The sequence below is a fragment of the Rheinheimera sp. B2H12 genome (genome assembly GCF_059620065.1).
The window spans coordinates 3485115-3511794 of sequence record NZ_CM184363.1; the positions used below are offsets into that span (position 1 = coordinate 3485115).

Annotated in this window: 21 protein-coding genes and 1 tRNA gene; 7 read left to right on the plus strand and 15 right to left on the minus strand. The window is 49.5% G+C overall.

Annotation, left to right across the window (positions count from 1 at the left end):
- Positions 1 to 99: 99 nt before the first annotated feature.
- Complete coding sequence (yfiH, locus tag AC53GJ_RS15015) at positions 100 to 849, minus strand: purine nucleoside phosphorylase YfiH (RefSeq protein ID WP_496728864.1); 750 nt, start codon at positions 847 to 849, stop codon at positions 100 to 102.
- 12 nt (positions 850 to 861) lie between these two features.
- Positions 862 to 1836, minus strand: coding sequence for a 23S rRNA pseudouridine(1911/1915/1917) synthase RluD (gene rluD, locus AC53GJ_RS15020; protein ID WP_496728865.1), 975 nt, complete (start codon positions 1834 to 1836; stop codon positions 862 to 864).
- A 125-nt stretch (positions 1837 to 1961) separates the two neighbouring features.
- Here rluD and AC53GJ_RS15025 point away from each other — a divergent pair, with 125 nt between their 5' ends.
- Entirely contained in the window at positions 1962 to 2714 is a 753-nt protein-coding gene (locus tag AC53GJ_RS15025) for an outer membrane protein assembly factor BamD (RefSeq protein ID WP_496728867.1), read from the plus strand.
- Positions 2715 to 2772: 58 nt separating this feature from the next.
- On the opposite strand, the gene radA is transcribed toward AC53GJ_RS15025, so the two are convergent.
- The gene (gene radA, locus AC53GJ_RS15030; RefSeq protein WP_496728869.1) at positions 2773 to 4134 is read right to left on the minus strand and encodes a DNA repair protein RadA; all 1362 of its coding nucleotides are present in this window, start codon (positions 4132 to 4134) and stop codon (positions 2773 to 2775) included.
- Positions 4135 to 4229: 95 nt separating this feature from the next.
- Here radA and AC53GJ_RS15035 point away from each other — a divergent pair, with 95 nt between their 5' ends.
- Entirely contained in the window at positions 4230 to 6770 is a 2541-nt protein-coding gene (locus tag AC53GJ_RS15035; RefSeq protein ID WP_496728871.1) for a PilZ domain-containing protein, read from the plus strand.
- A gap of 36 nt (positions 6771 to 6806) precedes the next feature.
- Here AC53GJ_RS15035 and AC53GJ_RS15040 read toward each other — a convergent pair whose 3' ends face one another.
- Entirely contained in the window at positions 6807 to 7703 is an 897-nt protein-coding gene (locus tag AC53GJ_RS15040; RefSeq protein WP_496728873.1) for an alpha/beta fold hydrolase, read from the minus strand.
- On the minus strand, positions 7700 to 8749 hold the full coding sequence (gene serB / locus AC53GJ_RS15045) for a phosphoserine phosphatase SerB (protein ID WP_496728875.1): 1050 nt from the start codon (positions 8747 to 8749) through the stop codon (positions 7700 to 7702). The genes AC53GJ_RS15040 and serB overlap by 4 nt, the downstream gene beginning before the upstream one ends.
- 80 nt (positions 8750 to 8829) lie before the next feature.
- Here serB and AC53GJ_RS15050 point away from each other — a divergent pair, with 80 nt between their 5' ends.
- The 3 genes from AC53GJ_RS15050 to AC53GJ_RS15060 all read left to right on the plus strand — a co-directional run bounded on the left by AC53GJ_RS15050 (position 8830) and on the right by AC53GJ_RS15060 (position 15576).
- Entirely contained in the window at positions 8830 to 9462 is a 633-nt protein-coding gene (locus tag AC53GJ_RS15050; RefSeq protein ID WP_496728877.1) for an AhpA/YtjB family protein, read from the plus strand.
- A 544-nt stretch (positions 9463 to 10006) separates the two neighbouring features.
- The gene (locus AC53GJ_RS15055; protein WP_496728879.1) at positions 10007 to 14044 is read left to right on the plus strand and encodes a glycosyltransferase; all 4038 of its coding nucleotides are present in this window, start codon (positions 10007 to 10009) and stop codon (positions 14042 to 14044) included.
- Between the two features lie 182 nt (positions 14045 to 14226).
- Positions 14227 to 15576, plus strand: a complete 1350-nt coding sequence (locus AC53GJ_RS15060; RefSeq protein WP_496728881.1) for a M24 family metallopeptidase — start codon at positions 14227 to 14229, stop codon at positions 15574 to 15576.
- Between the two features lie 109 nt (positions 15577 to 15685).
- On the opposite strand, the gene AC53GJ_RS15065 is transcribed toward AC53GJ_RS15060, so the two are convergent.
- Positions 15686 to 16831 (minus strand): alpha/beta hydrolase, encoded by a 1146-nt coding sequence (locus AC53GJ_RS15065; protein ID WP_496728883.1) that lies wholly within the window; start codon positions 16829 to 16831, stop codon positions 15686 to 15688.
- Positions 16832 to 17133: 302 nt separating this feature from the next.
- On the opposite strand from AC53GJ_RS15065, the gene AC53GJ_RS15070 reads away from it, so the two are divergent.
- Positions 17134 to 18063, plus strand: a complete 930-nt coding sequence (locus AC53GJ_RS15070; RefSeq protein ID WP_496732801.1) for a DUF1186 domain-containing protein — start codon at positions 17134 to 17136, stop codon at positions 18061 to 18063.
- A 29-nt stretch (positions 18064 to 18092) separates the two neighbouring features.
- On the opposite strand, the gene AC53GJ_RS15075 is transcribed toward AC53GJ_RS15070, so the two are convergent.
- The 8 genes from AC53GJ_RS15075 to AC53GJ_RS15110 form a co-directional block, all read right to left on the minus strand.
- The gene (locus AC53GJ_RS15075; RefSeq protein ID WP_496728885.1) at positions 18093 to 18920 is read right to left on the minus strand and encodes a TatD family hydrolase; all 828 of its coding nucleotides are present in this window, start codon (positions 18918 to 18920) and stop codon (positions 18093 to 18095) included.
- The gene (gene pdxH / locus AC53GJ_RS15080) at positions 18911 to 19549 is read right to left on the minus strand and encodes a pyridoxamine 5'-phosphate oxidase (RefSeq protein WP_496728887.1); all 639 of its coding nucleotides are present in this window, start codon (positions 19547 to 19549) and stop codon (positions 18911 to 18913) included. The genes AC53GJ_RS15075 and pdxH overlap by 10 nt, the downstream gene beginning before the upstream one ends.
- 131 nt (positions 19550 to 19680) lie before the next feature.
- Positions 19681 to 21420, minus strand: a complete 1740-nt coding sequence (gene argS, locus AC53GJ_RS15085) for an arginine--tRNA ligase (protein WP_496728889.1) — start codon at positions 21418 to 21420, stop codon at positions 19681 to 19683.
- Between the two features lie 3 nt (positions 21421 to 21423).
- Positions 21424 to 23031: a peptide chain release factor 3 gene (gene prfC / locus AC53GJ_RS15090; RefSeq protein ID WP_496728891.1), complete on the minus strand. Its 1608-nt coding sequence runs from the start codon at positions 23029 to 23031 to the stop codon at positions 21424 to 21426.
- Positions 23032 to 23320: 289 nt separating this feature from the next.
- On the minus strand, positions 23321 to 24250 hold the full coding sequence (locus AC53GJ_RS15095) for a PEP-CTERM sorting domain-containing protein (protein WP_496728893.1): 930 nt from the start codon (positions 24248 to 24250) through the stop codon (positions 23321 to 23323).
- A 250-nt stretch (positions 24251 to 24500) separates the two neighbouring features.
- Positions 24501 to 24953: a ribosomal protein S18-alanine N-acetyltransferase gene (gene rimI / locus AC53GJ_RS15100; RefSeq protein WP_496728895.1), complete on the minus strand. Its 453-nt coding sequence runs from the start codon at positions 24951 to 24953 to the stop codon at positions 24501 to 24503.
- A complete protein-coding gene (locus AC53GJ_RS15105; RefSeq protein ID WP_496728897.1) occupies positions 24919 to 25386 on the minus strand; it encodes a hypothetical protein in 468 nt (155 codons plus the stop codon). Before AC53GJ_RS15105 ends, rimI begins: the two co-directional genes overlap by 35 nt.
- 26 nt (positions 25387 to 25412) lie before the next feature.
- Positions 25413 to 25489, minus strand: a tRNA-Trp gene (locus AC53GJ_RS15110).
- Between the two features lie 339 nt (positions 25490 to 25828).
- Between AC53GJ_RS15110 and AC53GJ_RS15115 the strand changes: the two genes are divergently transcribed.
- A complete protein-coding gene (locus tag AC53GJ_RS15115) occupies positions 25829 to 26215 on the plus strand; it encodes a response regulator (protein WP_496728899.1) in 387 nt (128 codons plus the stop codon).
- 79 nt (positions 26216 to 26294) lie between these two features.
- Here the strand turns inward: AC53GJ_RS15115 and AC53GJ_RS15120 are convergent, their stop codons facing one another.
- Positions 26295 to 26651 carry a HopJ type III effector protein gene (locus tag AC53GJ_RS15120; RefSeq protein WP_496728901.1) on the minus strand — a complete coding sequence of 119 codons (357 nt, stop codon included), beginning with the start codon at positions 26649 to 26651 and terminating at the stop codon, positions 26295 to 26297.
- Positions 26652 to 26680 lie beyond the last annotated feature (29 nt).

The following is a 26680-nucleotide window of genomic DNA, read 5'->3' on the forward strand; positions in this document are numbered from 1 at the left end:
TCCAAGAGTAACAGCGATGTGCTCTTTAAGATGGTGACCTGCTGTTGCATTTTCAAGCAAGAAACGTCAAAAAATTGACTTGTGTCAATCTTTCAACACTCAGTTTGTTGCTTGCAACCAAATCAGGCTGGCTTGACGACCCGTCTGGCCATCCCGCCGGTAGGAAAAGAAACGTTTGTCAGCGCTGTAGGTACATAAATCACCGCCATAAATAGCAGTCACACCAACCGCCTTCAGACGCATTCTGGCCAATAAATACAGATCGGCCAGATATTTACCCTGCCCTTGCGGTACAAAAGCCCGATTGGCAGCAGCATCTTTGGCTAAAAATGCCGCTCTGACTTCCGACCCTACTGCAAATGCAGTTGGCCCGATAGCCGGCCCGAGCCAGGCCAATACCCCGGCAGGTTCAGCAAAAGTCGCCACAGTTTGCTCCAGCACACCATCGCATAAACCGCGCCAGCCGGCATGTGCCGCCGCAACCTGACGGCCTTGCCGGTCACAAAATAACACCGGCAAACAATCCGCTGTCATCACCAGACATACCTGACCATTCTGCCGACTGACCGAAGCGTCAGCACTGACCAATTCGCCTTGCCAATGTGTTAAATCAAGAACTTGCGTACCATGCACTTGATTTAACCAGGCAGGCGTTGCTGGTAACTGTGCCTGTTGTTGCAGCAGCTGGCGGTTTTGTGCCACCAGCGCAGGATCATCGCCAACATGGGTGCCAAGGTTCAAACTGGCAAACACACCAGCAGACACGCCGCCACTGCGGCTGGTTGATAAAGCCCGCACTGTGGCAGGCGCTGGCCAATCCGGCGTGATCCAGTCTGTTGTCGCACTCATGTCAAAGCGTCCTTATTGATTGTCCATACCGTGGACTGCGGTATCTTCCCGCAGTGCCAGCGTCAGTTCAACCATATCGGCCGGAATTGGTGCATGCCATTCCAGCAATTCGCCGGTGATAGGATGCGCCAGTCTTAACATCGCCGCATGCAGCGCCTGGCGTTTAAAGGCACGTAACACGACGAGCAGTTTTTCATCGGCTTTGCGCGGCGGTCTTGGCCGGCCGGCATACACCGGATCACCAACCAGCGGATAGTTGATGTAGGTCATATGCACCCGAATTTGGTGAGTACGACCGGTTTCCAGCCGCAACCGTAACCGGGTATGATTACGGAACTTTTCCATCACCCGATAATGGGTGACCGCAGGCTTACCACTGGAAGTCACCGCCATATGGGTTCGTTTGGTCGGATGACGGCCAATCGGCTCATCCACCATACCACCGGCAGTCATGGCACCATGGGCAATAGCTTCATATTCCCGGGTAATTTCACGGTTTTGCATCATCTCAACCAGATGCGTTTGCGCCGGAATCGTTTTGGCGACCACCATCAAGCCGGTGGTATCTTTGTCCAGGCGGTGAATAATACCGGCTCTTGGCACTTCAGCAATGCCTGGGCAATGATGGAGTAAAGCATTCAGCAAAGTGCCATCATGGTTACCTGCCCCCGGATGTACCACTAAACCGGCCGGTTTATTGATCACCAGAATATGCTCATCCTCATACACGATATTGAGCTCAATCGGCTCAGCGTCAAATCTTTCGTCTTCCGGCAACTCGGCGTTAATATCAATTTTTTCGCCACCAAGTAATTTTTCTCGTGGCACATCGCAGCAACGGCCATTAATATTGACCCAGCCGGCTAAAATCCATTCTTTTATCCGCGATCGCGAATAATCAGGGAACATTTCTGCAAGAACCTGATCTAAGCGTTTACCGTAAAGATGGTCAGGTACAATTTCTGCAAGTTTTATCTGTTTTGTCATGTCGGAACCAGTTATCCTGTGTGCATACCCGAACAGTCTGGGTTAGAATCGGTGTATTGCGTTTATTTTAACGATTTTATGAACGACTAGACAGCCAGTTGGCTGAAGTAGTAGTGGATTTTTCAATGAAAGCTAAATTTTTAGTAGTTTTATGTATTTCTGCCGCCATCAGCGCTTGCGCCGGTAACAATAAAGAAGAGCAACTGATTAATACCAACCAGACTGCTCAGGCCGCTTATAACGATGCTAAAGAAATTCTCGACTCAGGCTTATACAGCCGGGCCATTGAATTACTCAAAGCGATGGAAAGTCGGTTCCCGTTTGGTCCTGTTGCCCGTCAAGTGCAACTGGATTTGATTTATGCCTATCATCAAAGTGGTGACAATAAACAATGTCTGGCCAGTATAGACCGTTTTATCCGGTTAAACCCGAATCATCCGGATCTGGATTACGTTTATTACATGCGTGGCCTGACCAACCTGAAAGCAGATGACAATGCGTTTCAGGAATTTTTTGGCGTCGACCGGGCCGACCGTGACATCGCCAGTACCAAACAAGCCTTTGATGACTTTAAAATTCTGACTACCACCTTTCCGAACAGCCGCTACGCAGCCGACGGTCAGGCCAGAATGTATCACATCAAAGATAAACTGGTTCGGCATGAACTGATCATCGCTGACTATTACAGCCGCCGTGGCGCTCATTTGGCTGCCGCCAACAGAGCCAAATATATTGTTGAATTCTATCGGGATTCACAGCATGTCCCCCAGGCTCTGCAGTTGATGGTCGACAGTTACGATAAACTGGGCCTGACCAAGTTACGTGATGATGCCAAACAAGTGTTAGCAGCCAACTTCCCGGAGCTGGCGGCAAACTAACAGTGAGCTGACAGCTGCAACAACCAGGGTTGCTCAGACAACCCTGGTTTGATTGTTGTTACAATGCTTCCAGCGCTTCGCTGAGTTTATGCACGCCAATCACTGTCATGCCGGCAATCGGCTCTTTTGGCACATTGGAGGCTGGCACTATCGCCCTCTTAAAACCATGTTTCGCCGCTTCACGCAACCGCTCCTGGCCACTTGGCACCGGACGGATTTCGCCGGAAAGCCCCACTTCACCAAAAACCACCAGATCAATTGGCAGCGCCTTGTTGCGAAAACTCGACACCAGCGCCAGCAAAGTGGCTAAGTCGGCGCCCGTTTCATTCACTTTGACGCCGCCAACCACGTTGACAAACACATCCTGATCCGACATCTGAATGCCGGCGTGACGATGCATCACTGCGAGTAACATCGATAAACGGTTTTGCTCCATCCCCACAGTCACCCTTCTGGGGTTATTCAGCGGCGAATAATCTACCAAGCCCTGAATCTCCACCAGCAGCGGCCGGGTCCCTTCCCATAACACCATCACCAGGCTGCCAGCCGCTTCTTCTTTGCCACGGTTTAAAAAAATGGCCGATGGGTTTTTCACTTCTTTCATGCCCTGACCTGTCATGGCAAATACACCGAGCTCATTGACGGCGCCAAAGCGGTTTTTAGTACCGCGCAAAGTGCGGAATCTGTTATCGCCATCCCCTTCGAGCATCACCGAACAATCGATACAGTGTTCCAGCACCTTAGGACCGGCCAGCGAACCATCTTTGGTGACATGGCCCACCATAATCACAGCCACTTGTTGCTGTTTGGCAAAGCGTGTCAGAAAAGCGGCGCTTTCCCGCACTTGTGACACACTGCCGGGCGCTGACTGGATATCCATCACCTGCATCACCTGAATCGAGTCAATGACCATAATGCGTGGTTTTTCCTGTTGCGCCAGCTGACAAATGGTTTCAACCTGAGTTTCCGCCAGCATACTGAGCTGACTGGTCGGCAAGCCCAGCCGATGTGCCCTTAAGGCCACTTGCTGCAAGGACTCTTCACCTGTGACATAAAGCGCTGGCCCTTGGGATGCCAGATAACACATAATCTGCAGTAATAAGGTGCTTTTACCAGCCCCCGGACTGCCACCAATCAGAATGGCCGAGCCCGGCACTATACCGCCGCCCAATACCCGATCAAATTCGGCAAACCCTGAACTAAATCTGGGTACATCCTGTAAATCGACCTGATCAAGCTTGACTACTTTGGCCACTGTGGCACCGGCATAACCGCCACTGCGACTGGTTTTGGCACTAACCGCCGGCATTCTGACTTCGCTGATGGTATTCCAGGCACCACACTCTGAACATTGGCCTTGCCAACGTACAAAGTCAGCACCACAATCATTACATACGTACGCAGTTTTAATTTTTGCCATTATTTGCACCGAAACGATTGAAAGGCATAATATTTGCTTTTAATGTTATACATGGTATCACAACAAGCAGTATTGATGCGGCAGACCCAAACCAGATGACGACACCCGATCTCCAACCTTATATCGGCGTGATCGAACGCTTAACCCCCTTGGTCAATACCAGTGAGTTTGCCGAGGTGTTTTCGCTTTTGACTGCGGATATGCCAAAACCGAAACAATTCCTGCTGAAGATGGAACTGAAGCGGTTAGCGCAGCCATGCGGTTATTATATTGACCTCCGAGGCAAAGTAGACGGTGAAGTCCGGCCTTTTGAATTTGCCGGCAAAACGCATTACATGGACGATACAGCCATTAAAGCCTTTGAACGTGGTTTAAAGAAATACGGCCGTTATACCGTTGGTTTATATGAAGAAGTCACCAATACCGACAATAATTACCGGGTGCGGCATAAACAACTGACCGAACAACGGATGCAGGCCGTGATCAGCGGCGACACCAATCAGTTGGTGACCATGCCGCAGGAAATCATCGAACCGGACAATGAAAAAACTGGTCCGTCGCTGGTTCAATTTGCCAGCTACTGCAGCCGGGGTGAAGAGCGGATGAACTTCACCATTGATATCGAAGTGGAATTGGAAAACGGTGAAAACTTTCATGCCAGCACTGTCGATTTATCGGTATCCGGTAGCAAACTGAAGATCCCAAGCAGCAGACGACTGACGTCAGGGCAAAAAATTGCCATTTTATTCAAGGGACTGGAGCAAGAATTTGCCCTGGGTTTCCATCATGGTGTGCCTTATCAGGTGATTGACACTGAATTGGTTGACCGCTCGCAGTATGTCCGGGTCAAACGGCTGCCGCTGGAGGAAGAATATGGCTTCAGTGAGTTTTTACGTCAGTTTATCCACGGCAACAAACGCCGCTATAAAGTCAATCTGGACAATACACTCGATGCCGTGGTGGTTAAAGGCTATGAACAATTTTACTTGCCACGGATCAGTTCTTTACCGGTGTTTTTAGCCGTACGGGAAGGCTTGCCTGTGCCAGTCTGCGCCATGACCACTGAAAATAACCGGCAAAATGTGCAGTATTTTCAGGATGAACGGCAACAATCCAGCTTAATCCAGCTGTTATCCGGTAAAAGATTAAAAACCTGCCTGCAAAAAGCGCCGGCAGAACGTTCCACCCTATTGTATTGTTTTACCCATGCCGCTAAAGGTAAATTGTATTTTTACAGCGCCACTGCGGAAGAATTAACGCAATTACCTAAATTACAAAACGTCTTTTTTGGCTTTGGCGCGCAGAAAACCAGTTGGCGGGTGTTTCATCTGGTAGTGCAACGTACCCATCCAAATGATGCCCATGTGCTGATGTCGTTACCTGATACTGCCGATCAGGATGTTGTGAAACTGAATCAGCCGCCTTCACATCTGGTGCAAGGACTGATTAAAGATTTTCGTTATATTGCCTGTCTGACCGACATCACCAGTCAGGAAAGTAGCTTATTGTATCAACAACTCAGTTTTGATGAAGAAAAATTACCGCAGCTGAAAATTTTTGGTCATAGCAAGCTGGATGAAGTTCCGCCAATGGAAGCTGTACCGGTGCAGTACGTCAATTTGCGGGCTGAAGCCCGATTTTTATATAAAACCAAAGTATTATTGAAAATTAACCCGCAACTTTTTATCGAGGCTTTCACCCGCGATTTCTCCTGTAAAGGCTTGCAGGTCGAAACCAGTCAGCAAGTGTCGTATCAAAAAGGCGATAAGTTGATGCTGGCACTACCGGATATGCAAAAAATTTCCAGTAAATACGGTCTGAATGAACTGGAATACGAGGTAATGGCGGTCAGTAAAAGCCAGATGATCATGAACCTGAAAGTGGTGGAACGCGATTTACCGCACCAGGGCAAATTATTTTTTGAACAACTGATCAAAAATAACCGTCATAAGCTGACGCTGGCGGAAGAAAGTCCAAAGTATCCGGGATTGGCGCATGCACTGCGCAATATGTATATCAAAGCATTAAACAGCTTCCCTTTTTATTTGCACCGTCACGGGATCCGCTATGATTTAAATGTGATTGGTCGCGGGGCAGAGCCGAACAATCTGCATCGGTTGCTGGGTTTATTCACTGAAAAAAATCAGAAACTGAATTTACAGCCACTGCTGAAAAACAATGCCACCAACCTGACATTTGCCGCCCAGCTCAAAGCGATGAAACGCCAGGATGCACCAAAAAGCTACGAAGTCTTTATCCGTTACCGGCCAGGTCAGCAAAAACAGGAACAAAGTTTTGTCACTGAGTTTGATTTTGAGCTGAAAACTATGCAGGCACGGCAATATTTTGTGCAGGATGCGCTGGCCAATGACTTGCTGTTTTGCTTTAAAATTTTCTTATCCCGCACTGGCCGGCCTGACACTGAACATATCTCGAAGGAACTGGGTTACGTCAGTGTGTATGCGATCCATAAAGCCAAGGTGCTGGAAGAAGAATTATGGAGTGTGGTTGGTGTGGGTGATGTGGTGGATATCAGCGACGAAGTTTTATATCGCTATGGCATCCCTGCAGAGCAAATTCAGGCGCAGCAACAAAAAAGACTGCAATTTATTCAGTCTGTGGATGATAAAAGTTAAAGCGTCGTGCTGGCGCTTCCTGTCATCAAGCTGTGACTAGCATTGTTGCCGCAGCCAGTCACTTAACCGGCTGAAATGGCCCTGTTTGGCCGCCGGATGGGTTAACATACTGATATGGTCAAAATCAATTGCATCTCCCTGTTGCCTGCCTAACAAGCTAAAACGGGCATCTTGCTGAGCAGTTTCAGCCATAAAGAGTTGCACATCGACCGGATGCCCCAACACCTTATCTTTGACTGCGGCAAAAAACCAACTGGCAGGCCAGCGACAACTGCGGGCCGCAGCGGCGTAATCAAACTGATCGGTGGGATCAATAAAAGCCGGCTGATTGATCCAGTGCACAGTGTCTTGTAAAAACTGCGCCGGTTCATTGTCAGCGCCTAAACGAAACTGTAAAGCAGGCAAAAAGCCGTAACGGCGGCACAACCAGGGCGCCAGCCGATTCCAGACCCAATCAATTTTCAGTCGTTTTTCCAGACTATGCTGGCTGATACGGCGTTTGGTTCCAAAATAACTACAGGATTGCACCAAAGCCGTCAGCTCTGGAAAGCGCGCTAAACTAGCAGCCAATACCACCCCGCCCCAGGAATGACTAATCAGGTGAATTTTTTGCTGATGCTGCTGGTATAAATACTGGATCAGCGCCGGAATATCCTGACAAATCAACTGATGCTGACTGTGCACTAAACCCTTTGCCACCGCCGGCTGCGATAAACCGCGACCAGCAAAGTCAGCACAATAGACCCGAAAGCCCTGATCGGCCAGATAACAACCCAGACCTTTACCGCCCGGATGATGAAAAATCCGGCTATTTTCCAGCACACCATGCAGCATCAATACAGGCGCGCCGTGGCCTTGCAACGGTGTCAGTTGGCGCACATGCAACTGGTACTGCCTGAGATCAACAAAAAATGAGCTTTGCTGATGTTTCATAAGGTCGCAGCCGTGCCATCCAGCAGATACAACAATTGCAATAATGAACCTTGCCGGATCGCCGCTTTGGCTTGCGCCTGCACCAGCGGTTTGGCATGAAAAGCCACGCCAAGGGCTGCCGTTTTCAGCATAGGTAAATCATTGGCACCATCGCCAATAGCGATGGTCTGACTCTGGGCCAAACCATACTCGGCCGCTAATTGTTGCACCACTTCGGCTTTACGCCCGGCATCGACCACGGCACCAAGCACTTGTCCGGTCAGCTTACCGTCAACAATGTCCAGTTGATTGGCAAAAGTCGCAGTCAGTTGCAAGCGCTGTTGCAAGGCATGGGTAAAATAAGTAAAACCACCAGAAGCGATGGCGACCTGCCATTGCTGGCGTTGCAAGGTGCTGACTAACGCTTCTAATCCCGGCATCAAGGGTAACACCGCCAGCACTTGCTGTAACACAGCTTCAGGAGCGCCTGCCAGCGCAGCGACCCGCTGCCGTAAACTCTGGGCAAAATCAAGTTCACCATTCATCGCGCGGGCTGTCACAGCCGCAACTTCAGCACCGACACCGGCTAATTTGGCAATTTCGTCAATACATTCAATCGTAATCGCAGTACTGTCCATATCCATCACCAGCAAGCCAGGCTGATCCAGGTACACAGCTGCCGGCAGATAAACCAGCTCGCCTGCCCAACTTGCGGAAAGGTCTCGCAGTTGCTGCACTGTGGTTTGCGCCAGCGCTATTGGCAGCTCCAGCCGCAGCGCGGGCAGCAAAGCCGGGTGCGGTTGATAGACGGCTAATAACAGCGCTTGCGGCGCCAATGCCGGCTCTGCTTGTTGCAATAATTCCAGCACTGCATCCAACTGCATACCGGTAAATTCTGCGGCAAAAAAACGCAGGCTGCTGCCGCCAAAACGCACTTCGGTTGCAGTGGTGGTTAACTCAAAGCCATCGGGGAGCTGAGTTAAAATCCATTGTTGCTGTTCGGAACTGGCCGATAACAGCGTCACTGCGGTTGGCTGCTGACGCTGCCATCTGAGGAAAAAGCTCACTATACCACCTGTACTTCATTTGCTCGACATGGCATTCTACCGACATTTTCCCGGCTCTGTCAGGGGCATACTGAGTTAAAATGAGCAATTCAGCTGCAAAAATACCAAAAAAATCATCCCGTCTGTTCCGACTGCTGCAACTGTTGCTGGCCTCGATTGGCCTGCTGGTGCTGCTGCAATGGTGGCATCATAGCAGTGCCCAGGGACAACGCTTGTTTGCCGAACAAAGTTCAGTACTGATGCGGGAAACCCTGAAAGCCCTGGCACAAACGGCGGCCTACCTGATTGAAAATGACCAGCTTGATGGCCTGAACGAATTGACCCAACAACTGGCGGCCAGTCCTTATTTGCATGATGTGGTGGTGTACGACGCCAACGGCGTGCGGATGAGCGAATCGCCTGGTAGTGAACCGGCCCGACTGTTATATGCTCCGCAATATGAAGTCGAACTGCAGCCGATGGTGCAGGAAATTTATCAGGGCAAACAATTGCTTGGTTATATTAAAATCAGTTTAAAACAAGACACCGGCTTCAGCGCTGTGTCCAGCGCCTGGCACGAGATGATGGAACAACTGTTATGGATGCTGCTGCTGGCAGGTCTGATTGCCCTGATGGCGCGCAGCAGCCTGCTGCTGTTATCGCACCGGCTGGTCAGCAATAAAACCTTGCACCATGCAGCCTTGGATAGCCATGAGCATCTGGGGCGAGGTTAAGGGGAGACGCTGCTAAGTACTTGTACTGTGACAGCCGTAACCCGGTGACCATCCGCTTGCTACTGTCTGCCGGGAACAAACTTTGTAGCGTCATGCAGCTACTGCACAATCTCTCATAGTCGGTTCCTTATGCCTGCTGACAGCTTGCTATGGGTTAAAACCTTGCTGTATTGCTTGTGCCGTGCTTCAAGAGATCTGCTGTCTGCTAGCAGTTGCTCAAGAAACTGGTCTGTAGTTAGCATGCGTTGTACCTTCAAAGAAGTTGGTTCGAATGCCACTTACACAGATTTTTTTTACTGGCTCCATCTTAGGATTTTGTCAATTCTGGCAGCAGAACCTCGCAAAATACATTCTTAACCGCGAGTAGCTGAACCTGAGCGACCCAGCGCAGTAAAAAATCCCGCAGCATTTGCTCTGCAAACGTTGGGTGTACTTATTTCTGGACCAGCAACTTGTATGGTAAAGTCAATCAATTCTGAAGTTTAAATCTGCCTCATCTGACGCGGCTGAAGCAGTAACATTTTCGGCAAAGGAATCATCGAAGGTGCAACATCATAAAAAAACACTGGTCGCTTTTGCAACCGGCTGGGGACCACAATTTGGTGGGATCAACAGCTTCAACATCGATTTTCTGGTCGCTATTGCCGTCGCATTTCACCAGCATGCTGAAATTTTTTGTATCGTACCCAGCGCAACTGCCGCGCAAATTGAGCATGCCAGCAAACATCAAATCCAATGTATTTCACTTGACCTCCCCAACCCGTCTAGCCTGACCCCTGAGCACTGTATTTACTTAGAACAGAAACTGCAGAGCATTGGCTTTAATGCGCAGCATCGTCAACCCGATTGGCTGGGTCATGATCGGATCACTGGCGCTATCGCCCTGCACGCCGCGCAACAATTCGGCGGGCGTTCGGTATTGATCCATCACATGAGCTTTGATCATTACGAGTCATTCTGTGAAACAAGTCAGATGGCTGACACTAAAAACAAAGAGCAAAAACGTCTGTTCCGGCAAGCAGATATTTCACTGGCGGTCGGCCCGTTGCTGGCAGATGCTCTGGCTGCAATGTTACAACGGGACAGTGCCCCGATGCTGGTGCCCGGACTGGCCGATATTCCTGTCAGCCCAAATGCCCCGAAAAGATTTATTGGTTTTATCAGCGGGCGACTTGGCCATGATGCCAAAAAACTAAAACAAGGCTATTTAGGGATCACCGCATTTGCCAATGCCATCTATAAAGCGGACCAAGATCAAGCACTGCCAACCAGCCTCAATGGTAGCCGTGAACCCATGCTGCTGCTGCGCGGCGTTCAATTTGATACCGATGACACCGCACTCAGCACAAATAGTGAACAAGAATTAAAGCTGTATGCTGAGCAGCATGCTGGCCGGGCATTTACGATAAAAGCACTCCCCTTTACCACTGAGCGCGAAGACCTTTTTGACGATTTGCAAAATGCCTCTATCGCCATGATGCCTTCCTGGCATGAAGGATTTGGCTTAGTTGGCTGGGAAGCGATTGCCGCCGGGGTTCCATTAATCGTCAGCCAGAAAAGCGGGCTCTACAGATTGCTGGATGAACTTGATCATGGCATCTATAAAAACCTGGTGTATCCGCTGGATGTGCTGGGAAGCAATAAAGATCCATATTTTCGGCCGGAGGATCGGGATAAGCTGACGGCGTTAATTTTTCAGGTTGCCAAAGATATCCAAGGAGCCAGAACAAAAGCCTATAAATTAAGGGAGAGATTGCTTGCTCAATACACTTGGCAAGCCTGTGCTGAAAGCTTTGTCACCACCTTAGGCTGGCTTAGCCAAGGCTCAGCCCCACCAGCAGACAATCAACAGCCTATCGTGTATGTTCCGCAACCTGTAGCTGCGTCCGAGCCCACGTCAGTTCTGGAAATGCCCATACCGAAATGGCAACGGGGTTTTAGCGATAGCCGTTTATTGCAAGCCGAAGAAGCAGTGTTACCTTTTGTGGCGGAGCGCGAACCTTTTTTACATGAACAGATGACCTGGGCACAACAGACAGACTATATCATCGCCGTGCGCTTGTTAACAGGTTCAGGCGGTGCCGGTAAAACCCGGCTTGCGCTTGAATTGTGTCAGCGCTTGCAAAAACAAGGCTGGCAAACCGGTTTTTTACCTTCCGAGCAAGGCACAATCAAACAAATGTTGTCTCAGTTGCATAAAGTTCTGCAGCCTTGTCTGTTAGTGATTGACTATGCAGAAACCAGACAAACGGAGTTATTACACTTTATTAAGTTGCTGATTAACAGCGCCGACAGCATGCCACGGGTCAGGATCCTGTTGTTGGCACGGGATGGTGGTGAATGGTGGGATGCGCTGTCCAGTAAAGATGCAACCTGTGAAGCCTTGCTGGCCGGTTCAGCTACTACCGGGCCTTATCCATTACCTAAACTGCACGATAGCCATACCAGCCGGATGGCGGTTTATCAAAATGCCATGCAGGTGCTGGCCGACAAATTGCAACTGGCCGCACAGCCATGTTTACCAAATCTGACTGACGAGCAGTACAGCCACCCTTTATTTGTCCAGATGGCGGCTTTGCTGGCTTTACGAGGTGCCCAGCCTGGTTCAGCAGAAGCCGTCGCCAGAGCCTTTATCGGCCATGAACGACGCTACTGGAAAAAAGCACTGGCTGAGCTTGTCATTGATGATACGACTAGCTATGAAGACCATGCCGAATTGTTGCTGATCCTGGCAACCCTGCTCAATGAAATTCCGCTACGGCAGGATGGGGAAACCTTGTGGCTGCAAGCAGGGGGAGACAAGTTGATTTACCGGAAAATTTATGGCCCTATGGCCATGCTTTACCCCGGTAAACAGGGGATGGTTGGTTTACGCCCTGATCTGTTAGGTGAAGCCTTGGTGGCCAAAGGACTGCTCGCTGAACGCGGTCAGAAACTGCTTGATGCCATTCTGGGGCAGAAGCAGGCCAGACTTCGTCGCAGCGCGCTGACGGTACTGGCGCGTATTCTGCTGCATCGCCCTGCGGTGGCAGAGGTGGTTGAAATGGTGTTAGTGCGCAACTTTGTTAATTGTGCCACCGATTTTGTCGCAGTGCTGACCGAAACCAAAGGTCCGCTGGCCAGAAGCGTGGAGCATGCATATCGGCAACTGACACCGCAGTTGCAAAGTCAGGCTTTTGGCTTGCTGGAACCACACCTGGAAGCATTGTCACTGCCACTGGTCGATTTGGCTGTGCTGGTATGGCAAACCAGACTGACCGCCATTAAACGTAAGTGTTCAGCCGCGCCGAACCAGGAAAAAACAATGGTGGAACTGTCCTATGTGCTCAATCGCCTCTCCATTGCTTTCGCCAGACAAGGCAATGCAGAAGATGCAGCCGATACAGCGCGCCAAGCGCTGAACATTGATGCCAAACTGGCGCAAAACAAACCTGAACCTTATCAAGCAGATTGGGCTCTGTCTTTGAGTAATTATGCCACACAATTAGCTGGAATAGGTCAGGCCGGGCAGGCAGCAGAAAAAGCGCTGCAGGCGCTGAATATTCGGGAGAAACTGACACGTGCGCAACCAGAACGTTTTCAAGCTGATTTGGCTGCATCATTAAATAATTATGCTAATTATTTAAGTGAGCTTGGGCAAACAGAACTGGCGGCAACAAAAGCGCTCCAAGCACTGCAAATTTATGCAAATCTGGCCCAGAACCATCCTGAACGTTATCAGGCTGATTGGGCGCTGTCATTAGGTAACTATGCAAGTCATTTAAGTGACCTAGGTCAGCCAGTGCAGGCTGCAGACAAGGCGTTGCAAGCACTTCATCTTCGAGAAAAACTGGCTCAGGAACAGCCGGAGCGTTATCAGGCCGATTGGGCCGCCTCATTAAGTAACTATGCGAATAATTTATCTGAGCTTGGTGAGGTGGAGCTGGCAGCAGACAAAGCACGACAGGCACTGGAAATAAATAAAAAACTGGCGAGTGAAAAGCCTGAGCGCTATCAGGCAGACTGGGCAATGTCATTAAGTAATTATGCAGGCCATTTAAGTGACCTGGGACAGGCTGAGCCTGCAGCAGAACATGCACGGCAGGCGCTTGAGCTCTATCAACAATTAAACCAAAAGCGACCACGGCTCTATCAGTTTAGTTATCTCGAGGCTCAGCTTAAATCTGTCTGGCTGCAATGGCTGGCAAGCCAGACCCCTCCCGCGGTGGGTATTCCGGCATCTGCGGATTGCAGTCAGCGGCAACAAAACCAGCTCGATTTTATGGCAGCGTCAATTAAGCTGTTTATATCTGAGCAGACTGCCACAGCTCAGTCCTTAGCAATAGTAGCGGCGGCATGGCAACGGATGGATATTGCCCAACAAAACAGCTTTAAGGATTTCCGATTATTGTTGGGCTGTTTCTGTCATCAGGTTGGAATATCCAACAGCCTGACACTGAATTGGCAACAGGATTGGCAGCGCTATTGCAAGCTGAGAAAAAACAGATTGCCAGACTGGTTCGCTATGGTGCTAAAACGGCATGGTCTTCACCTGCCAGAGATGGTCAGCTCCGAGCCGGAGTGCAACCTTCATCAACAATGACCGTCGTCGATAACGCAAACCTCAGCAGGCTGTCAACAAGACCAACTCCCAGCGAGACAGGTTTAACTGGCTGTTCGTGTTGTGTTTTTTCTTTTAGGATAAATTTTAACCGCTACTTGCATGTCATGAGCAGCTCTGACAAGGCATGCTCCAGGCATCCGCATCACCAAAGGACATCGATCATGAAACAAGCCTGTGTTGCACTGGCGCTGGCCTTCAGTCCAGCGGTACTGGCCGCCCAAACCACGACTGCAGCGCAGAGCGCTAGCGTGCTGCCGGAGCGGGAGCAGGCACAACTGATCGATGCCTTATTGCAGCAGCGGCTGACGCAAATCCTGCCCATGCTGATGCAACGCGAAAACATCGATATGTGGCTGTTGATTTCACGCGAATACAATGAAGATCCGGTGCTGAAAACCATGTTGCCAGCCACCTGGTTGTCAGCCCGCCGCCGCACCATGCTGGTGATCGTCAATGCTGGCACCGGCAAAGCGCCAGAGCTTTACGCCGTGGCGCGTTATGATGTTGGCACTGCCTTCAAAAAAGCCTGGGATGTGGAGCAACAACCCGATCAATGGCAAGCGCTGGCCGATCTGATCCGCAGTAAAAACCCCAAACGGATTGGCATCAATCAATCGATGGCTTTCGGCCACGCCGATGGCATGGTGGCGACCGAATTGCAGCTATTGCAGCAAGCACTGGGAAGCGAATGGTCCGGCAAACTGGTCAGTGCCGAGAAATTAGCCGTCGGCTGGCTGGAAACCAGATTGCCGGCCGAAATTGCGCATTACCGGCAACTGACAGCCATTGGCCATCAGCTGATTGCTCAGGCCTTTTCTAACCAGGTGGTGACTCCGGGTAAAACCAGCACTGAAGATGTGGTCTGGTGGCTGCGGCAACAAAGCACCCAACTTGGTTTGCCGGTCTGGTTTCATCCGACGGTCTCCATTCAGCGGCCAAGTTCCGGTAAATTTGACCAGATCAAAGCCTTTAGCAGAATGCTGTCGGACAATATCATTCTGCCCGGCGACTTACTGCATGTAGATTTTGGCCTCAGTTATTTAAGGCTGAATTCTGATCAACAACAACATGCTTATGTACTGCGCCCCGGCGAGACCGAGGCACCTGACTATTTAACACAAGCCTTGCAATTGGGCAATCAAGCGCAAGATATCCTGACCGGCAACTTTCAGACCGGTTTAACCGGCAACGTGCTGCTGGCAAAAAGCTTAGCGGATGCGAAAAACAATGGGTTAAAGGCGACCATTTACAGCCACCCTATTGGTCATCATGGTCACGCCGCCGGGCCGACCATCGGCATGTGGGACAATCAGCAGGCAATCGCCGGCAGTGGCGACTATCCACTGTATCCGAACACGGCATATTCAATTGAACTGAATGTGGCAGTGACACTGCCGCAATGGGGCAATGACATCCGCATCATGCTGGAAGAGGATGGTTATTTTGATGGCCAGCAATTTCATTACCTTGATAACCGACAACAGCAATTGCACTTGATCCGTTCAGACTAGCCTTTTGCCTGATGGCAAGGCGCTGGGGTAGGAGCGCCAACCCGCCGCCCCTACCCCAGCTCTATTGCCAAAAGGGCAACTAATCTTGCCGGACGTCGAGAGTGCCACCTTAATTCGATGGTGCCGTCAGCAAAGTTGCTAGTTCTACTTTTTGTTCAGAGCTCAGGCCGGTCAATAACTTTTGCGCATCTGTAACCACAGCTTGCGCCGCATCCGGTAGTTTAAAATATAAATAAGCGTTGATTAAGGCCTTATGTGCTTCAAAGGATTGCGGATAGTGCTGCCGATTCCAGAGCAACAGTTCTAATGCCTCCTGTTGGCGATTGGAATATTGCAGCCACTGACCATAGCCATTGGCTCTGTCTTGCGGTATTGGCTGCGGCACGCCAATTAACGTGGCGCGCGCCTGATAAATCGCCTGTAAATCCGCCAGGGTTTGCTGCTGATCCGGGATGGCCCAGTGTTGAAATAAATGCTTTAAGCCATAATATTGGCCCACCAAAGTGGTGGAGTCATGACTTTCATCGGTAAACACTTTGGCTGCAACCTCCAGCTTTGCGCTCGGATATTTCTTGGTCAAGTCGACAAATTTTTGCCAGGCAGCCGTCATGACCGGCTGATCTTGCGCAATAGAAATAAATAATCGCCCCTGCAACTTTTGCTGTTGCAGCGCAGTTTCGGCGACTGCGAGCAGTTGCTGATGATCCCAGTACAAGGATGGACTGATTGCTATCACACCATCGAATAAACCCGGACTTTTTACCAAGGCATTGATAGCAAATTGGCCGCCATGCGATGTGCCTGCTAAAGCCTGGTAAGCGGATGTACGATACCGGCTTTTGATCAGTGGGATCACCTCTTGTTCAACATGACGAAGAAAAAGATCCGCCCCGGTCAGGCTGCCAGCTTGCAGGTTTTTTTGTTCAGTTAAAGCCAATTCAGCAGTACGACTCTGCCTTGGATTGACGATACCCACCACAATCATACTTGGCGCTTGCTCAAACTTTGCTAAAAAATCTATCGCCCCCGCGGTATGCGGGCCCTGGATGTCACCATCCGTGATATACAACACCGGGAACTGCTGGCTGGAGGTGGCATAATCCGCTGGCAGAAAGACCACCAGTTGACGGCTTTGCTTTAATAATTCGCTTTCCAGCGTGACTGTGTCCATATTGCCAAATTTCGTCGCCGCACACAGACTAAAATGCAGCAGCGACAGTAGCAGCAGCGTCAAATTCAACGTTATTTTTTTCATTTTGTTCCTGGTAAGCTGTGTTTATTTAAATTCATCTGCAGCGTCACAACAGACTGGCATGCTCTAGGCCCATATGTGCTGTGTGCTGGTTTTTACAAAAATACGCTTACACCATGGCAAGCTTAGGCTCCAAGTTAACGGCTCCCTATATTAAATTCAATAAAATGTTACTTTCAGCAACTTTGCTGTCCCAAGGCGCTGCATCCGCAGTGCAGTGACGCCTGTGCTGGCAGCTGTTAAACTGTCGGACTTATTTGTGACTGGCCTTGGTAGCCCAAGGCAGCTGACTGGAATTAATTGTGATGACAACCTCTTTATCCTTAGCAGACATCGTATTGCAACTGAGCACCGAACAGCAGGTGTCGGCTGATACTGAACAGTTATTGTTTCCAACTGAAGCCTTGCTGGCGGCCAAACACCAGTGGACTGAATTCTGGCCCTGTATCAGCGCCCTGATGCTGCGGATGCAGGCCGAAGAAGAGCTGACGGATGAAGAGTATCAACTGCTGTTTTATGGCGTGATGCTGCTGGTTGATCTGGCTGATATGACGAAGGCTGAGGCTTTTTTCCAGTGGGTGAATACCTCAGATGAGCTTGGCTCAGATCTGGAATACACCCTGGGTGATGCCATGACTGAAGATCTGGCAACCATGTTGTATATTCTGGCGGCAGGCCAGCAGGCGCCATTGTACCAACTGCTGCTGAGTGACAAAGCCGGTATTTATGTCAAAGCAGCGGCGCTGACGGCGTTATTTGCCCAGTTGGAACTGGCAGAGCAACAACAGCAACAAATTGACCAAGACAGTCTCACCAGGGTACTGCAACAAGCAATCACTATCGCGGCCAAACGGCAACAAAAGTTTGTCTTGGCCGAAATCGCCATCTGGTGTATCACTTTTGGTTTGGAACAATTCAAAGCCCAGTTTCAGGTACTGCTGCGGCAAAATAAAGTAGATACCGAAAGCATCCGTAGCCGTGAAATCAACCGCTGGCAGTTGGCTGGGAGCCAGAAACCGCTGGCTGCAGCTTTGGTCAGGACCAGCTTTGATGTGATGGCATTACAGCAATGGGTTGCTTTTCAGCCGCCAGCAGAGCTTGATGCGGACGCGTCCCTAACACTGTTAGACGAACAAGCTGCCATAGAGATCATCAGGACTAAAGTGCTGGCCGGTCGTAATGACGCTTGTCCTTGTGGCAGTGGTAAAAAATATAAAAAATGCTGTTTAAACTAGCGGATCATTGCGGCTATTGACCAAGCAGGTCACTGCATTTCATCGCCCAGCACTTGCACTGTATTACGCCATAACTGCTGGGCTATTTCAGCCGGTGATTCTGATCGCAATTGACAAAAAGCGGCAAAGACAAGGCTGAGCTGGGCTGGGGTATTCACCTGGCCCTGAAAGCCAGCCAGCGGCATGGCTGGGGCATCGGTTTCCAACACAAAAGCACTCAAAGGCAATTGCCGCACCGCTTGCTGGGTTTTGCCTGAGCGCTGATAAGTGATAGTCCCGCCGATACCCAGCTTAAAACCCAGCTTGACAAACTCCCTGCCCTGCTCAGGACTACCGGAAAAGGCATGTAAAATACCGCCCTGCACAAATTGCTGTTGCTTTAGCTCAGCAAGTAACTGCACCATGGATTTTCGATGATGCAAAATCAGCGGCTTATCAAAGCGTTTGGCCAGTGCCAGCTGGGCACTAAATAGCTGTTGTTGCTGACTAAAACTGCTGCTGTCGATGGCAAAATCCAGCCCGATTTCACCGACGGCACTGATCAAAGCCCCATGCTGCTGCAACTGCTGCGCTAACAGCTCAATCACCGCCAGTGATTGTTTGGCGGCCCACCAAGGATGAATACCCAGCGCAATTCGAAACTGCGGCTGGTGTTGCCGCCAATGCAGCAGGTTCGGCCAGTACTCAGGCGCGACTGCCGGGATCAGGCAACGACTGATCCCAACAGCTTGCGCCTGTTGCCAATGCAGTTGCCAGTTATCCACCAGCTCAGGCAAATCCAGATGACAGTGGCTGTCATAGAGTCCGCTTAAGCCGTCTTCTATCACAGCAACCGCTTTAGCATCAGTTATGGACACAAGCGTTCAATAGTCCAGTTGCCATCGGCTTGCAACCGGTAGATAAAACGATCATGTAACCGATGTTCACCGCCCTGCCAGAATTCAATGGCATGCGGCTTGATCTGAAAACCGCCCCAGAACGAGGGCACCGGAATTTCACCATGCTCAAATTTATGTTTAATTTCAGCAAATTTTTGCAGCAAAGCCTGGCGCGTTGACACAGGCCGACTTTGCTCGGATGCCCAGGCCGCCAACTGACTTTCTTTCGGCCGTGACATAAAATACTTCATCACATGGCTGACCGGCAGTTCAGTGGCGGTGCCGTAGACGATGACCTGCCGTTCCAGTGGATGCCAGGGAAAATGCAGACAAACCTTAGGGTTGCCAGCCAGTTCCCGTGCTTTGCGACTGCCAAGGTTGGTATAAAATACAAAACCAGCTGGCCCGACGTCTTTTAATAACACTAAGCGCTGGGATGGCTGTCCTTCGGCATCGACAGTAGCGACACACATGGCGGTTGGATCCGGCAACTCGGCGGCGATGGCATCTCGTAGCCAGCTTTCAAACTGCGTGATGGGATCAGCGGTTAATTTGTCCAGATCCAGCTTGTCTTGGACATAACTGCGGCGAATATCGTCAATTTTCATCAGTTGCTCCGAACTTGTGGCGCTTTATTTTTACAGCGTTTGGTCTTTGAAACGCTTGCTCTGCATCAGGCTTAGCATATAAGGCACAGTGCTGTGCTTAGCAAAAAAGCGCCGAAGCGCTTTTTTTCAGGTTACATCCGTTCCATCACTTCAATGCCGAGCAGGTCAAGTCCCTGCGCCAGCAAGCGTGACACGCCAATGCTCAGCATTAAACGACTGTCGCGCACGGCAGGATCAGTACCTTCTTTTAAAATCGGACAGGCTTCATAGAAGGTCATATATAAACTAGCCAGTTCGTATAAGTAGTTACACAGCAAATTCGGCTGCGCATCTTTCATCACTTGCTGCAAGGTTTCTTCAAATTGCAGCGTTTTCAGCGCCAGTTGTTTTTCCTGCACTTCGGTCAGCACTAAAGTGGCATTAAAATCAGCCGCCACTTCTGCCCGGCGTAAAATACTGCGCACCCGGGTGTAAGCGTATTGCAGATAAGGCGCGGTCGCGCCTTCAAAACTTAACATTGAATCCCAGCAAAAAATGTAATCCGAGGTGCGGTTTTTCGACAGATCGGCAAATTTCACTGCACCAATACCGACTTTTCGTGCCACTTCAGCGATTTCATCGGCAGACAGCTCAGTCGATTTTTGCTCAACCACAGCTTTGGCTCTGACCACTGCTTCTGCCAGCAATTCGGCCAGTTTCACCGTGCCGCCGGTACGGGTTTTAAAGGGCTTGCCATCTTCCCCCATCATGGTGCCGAACGGGCAATGTTCGTAGCCAGTTTCAGCGCGTAATAAACCGGCTTTACGTGCCACCAGTTCTACTTGTTTAAAGTGCAGTGCCTGACGGGCATCGGTGAAAATGATGATCCGATCCACCTTAAGATCCAGACTGCGGTACTGACAGGCCGCTAAGTCAGTGGTGGCATATAAAAAACCGCCGCCGGTTTTCTGGATAATAAAAGGCGATGGATTGCCTTCTTTGTCGGCTAATTCTTGTAAAAACACCACCAGCGCGCCCTGGTCTTCCACCGCCAGCCCACTGTCTTTGAGGGCATCAACTATCGGCTGCAACATTGGGTTATAAGCCGATTCCGGTTTGATATGCTCGTGCCCCAGCGTCACATTCAGCGTGCGATAGACTTCTTCGCTGTGCTTGACCGAGGTGTCGATAAATAGCTGCCATAGTTTCTGGCAGTGGCTATCACCACTTTGCAGTTTCACCACGTAATCCCGTGATTTGTCAGCAAAACCGGCTTCGTCATCAAAACGCTTTTTCGCTTCGCGGTAAAAGTCTTCCAGATCAGCCAGCGCTACCGCTTCTAAATCAACCCCAGCCGCCAGCTTGTCTTCTAAATGGGCGATTAGCATGCCAAATTGCGTGCCCCAGTCGCCCATATGGTTTTGCCGGATCACCTCATCACCCCAGAATTCCAGGGCGCGCACCACGGCATCGCCAATAATGGTGGAACGCAGGTGACCGACGTGCATTTCTTTGGCTAAGTTCGGTGCTGAATAATCCACCACCACTTTCTGTGGTGCGGTATTGGCGCTGACACCTAACCGGCTATCCAATAAGGCCGGTTGCAATTGTGTGGCTAACCAGTCTTTGCGCAGCGTCACGTTAATAAAGCCAGGACCGGCAATCTCAACCTTTTCCGCCAGCTCCGTCAGGTCAAGTTGCTGCAGCAACTGCTCTGCTAAAGCCCGTGGATTGGTTTTTAATAATTTCGCCGCCGCCATAGCGCCATTGATTTGATAATCGCCAAATTCCAGTTTGGTACTTTGCGTCACAGCGGTATTGGTGTCGGCCGGTAAACCAACCGCAATCATGGCGGCTTTGGTTTTGTCAGACAGTAATTGCTTGATATTCATAAATTATTTGCCCTTACTCGCGAAAGTTTGTTCACGAGTTTTATGGAATTTCATTTTTGGATAACGTTCCATTGCCAGATTTAAGTTCACCATGGTCGGTGCTAAATAACTTAAATTGTCGCCGCCATCCAGCGCCAGGTTGGTGCTGGCTTTGTTTTTAAATTCGTCCAGCGCCTTGCCATCGTCGGAATAAACCCAGCGTGCGGTGGTGACGTTGACACTTTCGTAAATCGCATCGACGTTATATTCAGATTTTAACCGGTGTACCACCACGTCAAACTGCAGAATACCGACGGCTCCGACGATTAAATCGTTGTTATCCAGCGGCCGGAACACCTGCACCGCGCCTTCTTCCGATAACTGGACCAGACCTTTCAGTAACTGCTTTTGTTTCAGTGGGTCACGCAGCCGGATGCGACGGAATAATTCTGGCGCAAAGTTTGGGATACCGGTAAAAGAGAATTTCTCGCCGGCTGTGAAGGTATCCCCAATCTGAATAGTGCCATGGTTATGTAAACCAATGATATCGCCAGGATAAGCTTCTTCAACGTGCTCGCGATCACCGGCCAGGAATGTCAGCGCCTGTGGCACCAGCATATCTTTGCCAATCCGGACATGATGCATTTTCATGCCTTTTTCGTATTTGCCTGAGCAGATGCGCAAAAACGCCACCCGGTCGCGGTGTTTCGGGTCCATATTGGCCTGGATTTTAAACACAAAACCAGAAAAACCCGTTTCGGTCGGTTCGACAGTGCGATCAGTGGTACCACGGTGTTGCGGTTTTGGCGCCCAGTCGGTCAGACCATCCAGCATATGGTCAACACCAAAGTTGCCTAAAGCGGTGCCAAAAAATACTGGCGTCAGTTCACCTTTTAAGAACAACTCTTGGTCAAACTCATGGCTGGCACCTTTGACCAGTTCCATTTGTTCACGTAAATCAGCGGCATAATAACCAATACGGGCATCAAGCTCTGGATTGTTGATGCCTTTGATCACATCCAGTTCCTGGATGGTATGACCCAAACCAGATTTATAAAAAATCACTTCATCGCGCAGAATGTGATAAACACCTTTAAATTCTTTGCCCGAAGCAATAGGCCAAGTGATAGGTGCGCAAGCGATTTTCAACACGCTTTCAACTTCATCAAGCAAATCAATTGGATCACGAATGTCGCGGTCCATTTTGTTCATAAAAGTGATAATGGGCGTGTCGCGTAACCGCGTGACTTCCATCAACTTGATGGTGCGATCTTCAACCCCTTTCGCGCCGTCGATCACCATCAGACAAGAATCCACCGCCGTCAGCGTGCGGTAAGTATCTTCCGAGAAGTCTTCGTGACCTGGCGTATCTAATAAATTCACCAGACAATCGGCATAAGGAAACTGCATCACAGAAGTGGTCACCGAGATGCCCCGTTCTTTTTCCATTTCCATCCAGTCAGAGGTGGCATATTGCCCTGACTTTTTGCCTTTGACCGTACCGGCTTTTTGAATTAATTGACCAAATAACAATACTTTTTCGGTGATGGTGGTTTTACCGGCATCAGGGTGAGAGATAATCGCAAAAGTGCGCCGTTTATTCACTTCTTGAAGAAATTCTGCAGAGGCCATGCGTGTTTGGATCCAATAATTTAACGCCGCCTGAGTGGTTGCAACCACAGACGCAGCGGGAGTCGTTCAAAATGGCGGCGATTATAGCAGGAAGCAGGCTGCTGGCACAGCGCTTCATGCAATGCAAACAGGCAAAATATGTCAACAGCAAGGGACTCATTTCGACTGGTGGCCGGCGGGTTTGCCTTGCTGCCACAGCAACAGGCTGTTAAGGTGCGAAAGGTGTGAAGTCCGTTAAAGGAGATAACAGCTGTCTATCTCCCCACAGTGTTGCTATTAAAGCGGATGCTTAGGCTTGTGCTTTACGGCGAAACACCAGTCCCACCAAACCCAGACCTAACAGGGCCAGGCCAGTTGGTTCAGGTACATCATTGACCTGGAATGATAAACGGCCGCTGTGTGCTGCTTTTTCAAAGATAAACTGCTGGTTGACATCGTCATAATCAAAGTTGGCCGGTAACGCCTGAGTGTTCTGGTCAATTTTGAAGTTAAAAGCCGATTTTTTACCTTTGCCATTCATTTCATTGTAAATATCCAGAAATGAGCGCGAGTTATTGCCTTGTTGCATACCAAATAAATCACCGGCAAATCTGCCATTAATGGTATCTGTCAGGTTAAAGTTATCCAGATAACCATTCACTAAGGTCCCATTGCCAATATCGCCACCACTGGTCACCGTCATATCAAACATCCGGATCAAGCAGCTGTTATCGTTGCGATTCCGGCATTCAGCTTTGGTATTGGTGATGTATAACGAAACAGTGCCGCCGGTCCAGTTGATCAGATTAAAATTCACCACTGAACCTGTCAGATTGTTAAAACCTAACGTCATCTGCCAGCCACCAGTGTTATAACCATTACTACTTGGGCCATCATTGTCGGTGTCGCCACCGGCTTGAGAAGGTAACAAAGCGGTAAAAAAATTGCTGTTAAAATCGCGGTTAAAATCAAAACCACCACTCGGATTTTGACCACTGACACCACCGGTGGACATCACCTTATCACCCGCATTCAGTTGTCGGTTTCCATCCACATCCTTGACCACTGAATAAGAGTTATAAGCAAACTGCATTTCGGTAAACCAGCCGGTAGAATTGGTTGAACCGACATAATTACTGTTACCACCATAATCGGCACCAACATTAATATGGATCGGATCAGCCAGCACTGGCGCGGCCATGACTAAAGTACTCAGTACAGCTAAAGTTTTAAGTTGCATCTCTACCCTCCTGGAAATGTATGCGCTTACTAAAACTGTACCGAACTAAGCAAAAATCGAACCACATAATTAACACAATGTTTAATATGAATTTTTATTGTTGCGTTAATTCTAATATGAAAAAAAACTGACAGAAAAACCAAGTTAGGTGACTATTGTAATGGTTATGTTGGAAAATTTATTGACAATGGGGACAGCGATGGCAGGATCCAGCGTGTCAGGCAACACAAAAATCGCTGTACAGCTGATTTTATCCCATCCGCAGGGGTAAACCCATCAAAATCGCATCTTCATGGCCTGTCGCCGTCGGATAATAGTTGGCTCTTTTGGCAGTCTGATGAAAGCCCTCACTCTGATACAACCGGATAGCTTTCTGATTAGATTCACGCACTTCCAGCCAGCAGTCCAGTGCAGCTAACTGATCCGACTGTTGAATAAAATGCTGCAGTAACAATCGGCCAAAGCCCTGACCTTGCGCCGACGGCAACACTGCTAAATCAAACAGACTGGCTTCTCCCGCGATAAACTGACCGATATAAAAGCCGAGCAATTTACTTTCTTGTTGTAACACAAAATTAAAATAACGCTCACCGAAACAGCTTTCAAACAGCGCCTGACTCCACGGATGGCTGGTGGCCTGTTGTTCTATGTCTAGCATCGCGGCGATATCAGCTGGTGTGGCTGGACGAATGATCACTGACATCAGGCATATCCTGTCGTTGAATGAATTGCTGCCAAAGTTGCTTTTTATAAAAACTGTGACAAAGTGCCGCCAGCTCAGGAGTCTGTAACAGCTCGCCCTGCCACTGACTGCGCTGAAACTGCGCCGAAGCTTGCCATTGTGCCCTTGGATACTCGGTCTGCAGCAACAATAGAATATCCTGCGTTAATTGCCGCAACAAAGGATCCGGCAGTGACTGGCTGCTTGCTGCAGTCAGCATCATGCCTGGCGGCGCATTGCTTGCTGTGATCGGCACAATAACCTCTGCGGTCAGCTCAGATGTTGCGGCAATGTGCTGCGAGTCAGTTTGTGCTGGTGTTGCCGCTGGTGCCAGCGCAACAGTAGAAAAACTAGCATGTAGCTGATAAGGCTGGATCTTAAGAAGTTGCAACAATTGTTGCTGATCTGGATTCATCTTGTGCTTTTCATCTGAGTGAAAAGTGGCAGGGGCAGAGGGATTCGAACCCCCAACCATCGGTTTTGGAGACCGCTGTTCTACCAATTGGAACTATGCCCCTAGCGTTGGAGTCGCCATTATACAAAAGCAAACTCAAAGGTAAAGCAAAAAACACGGCACAATCAATCAACTGCGCACAAAAGCAGCATTCAGCTTCATTTTCAGCCATTTCCCACCCGTTATTCTGTTCAAGTCGGTCCGCAACAGCGGCCTTCTGCGGTGACTGCCGCTATTTTTATGACAAAACAGCCAGTGCCAGGCTAAAAATTTGCTAATATAGCATCTGTTTCAGCACCAATACGATAACCCCGGCAGTGAACGCTGGCGGTCAAACTTGCAAGTCGGTGCAGACAAAGCTAAAACTTTTATCGAACATGGAAAAAGACCAAAGGATCCGGCAATGAAGAATTCAGATTGTTCTGTACTGATTATTGATGACGTGACTTCAGTTCGTGAGTATCTGCGTCAAACCCTGATGCTGTTAGGCATTGATAAAGTGAGTGAAGCTTCGGATGGCAGTCATGGCATTCGTAGCTACAGCCAGTTACAGCAAGATGTGGTATTTCTGGATATTGAGCTGCCGGACTGCGACGGAAAAAATTTGCTGAAGCAACTCAAAGACATTAACCCAAGTGCTAATGTGGTGATTATGACAGCACACAGTACCGTTGAAAATGTTCAGCAAAGTATTCTGGCCGGAGCCTGTGGTTTTATCGCCAAACCTTTTTCAGCGAAAAAAGTCGAATCCGTGCTGAGCAAATGCCATAAATATCAGCCAGTGCACTAAATTGCGGTGGTCAGTGAGCTGACAGCACAATGTTGAGCCAGCAATCCAGTCTAGAGAGCTGACCCTGCCGCCTGTGCATTCAGACGGCGGTTGTGGTTTTACCGGTTAAAGCCTCGCCACTAAAACAAATGCCATCCCAACCAGAACGGATAAAATTACGAATATTCTGGTGATTCTCCCCTTTGACATCCGGCAGAACATCCAGCCGGTAATAATCACCAAACAACTGCAATGTTTGTGGTGCCGACAGCTGATGAATAGCGGCAAAAGCAAAAATTTTGCAGGAGCCGTTATTTTCGCCGGCAGCGTTCTGCATGGCGCCATTACTAAAGGCTGTTGGCGTAAAGTCATATAATGCATCAATCAGGGCTATGGTCTGGGCAAAACTGATTGATTCAGGTTCAGTGCTTAGCTGCAAAAAAAATTGTTCTAACATCGACGCTCCTGTCTAAAGTTTAACCAACT

Excerpts from the sequence above, each read along its gene's own strand:
- prfC (WP_496728891.1), bottom strand. The coding sequence starts at position 23,031 with ATGGCCTCTGCAGAATTTCTTCAAGAAGTGAATAAACGGCGCACTTTT.
- AC53GJ_RS15025 (WP_496728867.1), top strand. The coding sequence starts at position 1,962 with ATGAAAGCTAAATTTTTAGTAGTTTTATGTATTTCTGCCGCCATCAGC.
- AC53GJ_RS15035 (WP_496728871.1), top strand. The coding sequence starts at position 4,230 with ATGACGACACCCGATCTCCAACCTTATATCGGCGTGATCGAACGCTTA.
- rluD (WP_496728865.1), bottom strand. The coding sequence starts at position 1,836 with ATGACAAAACAGATAAAACTTGCAGAAATTGTACCTGACCATCTTTAC.
- AC53GJ_RS15070 (WP_496732801.1), top strand. The coding sequence starts at position 17,134 with ATGACAACCTCTTTATCCTTAGCAGACATCGTATTGCAACTGAGCACC.
- radA (WP_496728869.1), bottom strand. The coding sequence starts at position 4,134 with ATGGCAAAAATTAAAACTGCGTACGTATGTAATGATTGTGGTGCTGAC.
- rimI (WP_496728895.1), bottom strand. The coding sequence starts at position 24,953 with ATGTCAGTGATCATTCGTCCAGCCACACCAGCTGATATCGCCGCGATG.
- argS (WP_496728889.1), bottom strand. The coding sequence starts at position 21,420 with ATGAATATCAAGCAATTACTGTCTGACAAAACCAAAGCCGCCATGATT.
- AC53GJ_RS15050 (WP_496728877.1), top strand. The coding sequence starts at position 8,830 with ATGAGCAATTCAGCTGCAAAAATACCAAAAAAATCATCCCGTCTGTTC.
- AC53GJ_RS15105 (WP_496728897.1), bottom strand. The coding sequence starts at position 25,386 with ATGAATCCAGATCAGCAACAATTGTTGCAACTTCTTAAGATCCAGCCT.
- AC53GJ_RS15040 (WP_496728873.1), bottom strand. The coding sequence starts at position 7,703 with ATGAAACATCAGCAAAGCTCATTTTTTGTTGATCTCAGGCAGTACCAG.
- AC53GJ_RS15115 (WP_496728899.1), top strand. The coding sequence starts at position 25,829 with ATGAAGAATTCAGATTGTTCTGTACTGATTATTGATGACGTGACTTCA.
- AC53GJ_RS15120 (WP_496728901.1), bottom strand. The coding sequence starts at position 26,651 with ATGTTAGAACAATTTTTTTTGCAGCTAAGCACTGAACCTGAATCAATC.
- AC53GJ_RS15095 (WP_496728893.1), bottom strand. The coding sequence starts at position 24,250 with ATGCAACTTAAAACTTTAGCTGTACTGAGTACTTTAGTCATGGCCGCG.
- AC53GJ_RS15065 (WP_496728883.1), bottom strand. The coding sequence starts at position 16,831 with ATGAAAAAAATAACGTTGAATTTGACGCTGCTGCTACTGTCGCTGCTG.
- AC53GJ_RS15060 (WP_496728881.1), top strand. The coding sequence starts at position 14,227 with ATGAAACAAGCCTGTGTTGCACTGGCGCTGGCCTTCAGTCCAGCGGTA.
- pdxH (WP_496728887.1), bottom strand. The coding sequence starts at position 19,549 with ATGAAAATTGACGATATTCGCCGCAGTTATGTCCAAGACAAGCTGGAT.
- yfiH (WP_496728864.1), bottom strand. The coding sequence starts at position 849 with ATGAGTGCGACAACAGACTGGATCACGCCGGATTGGCCAGCGCCTGCC.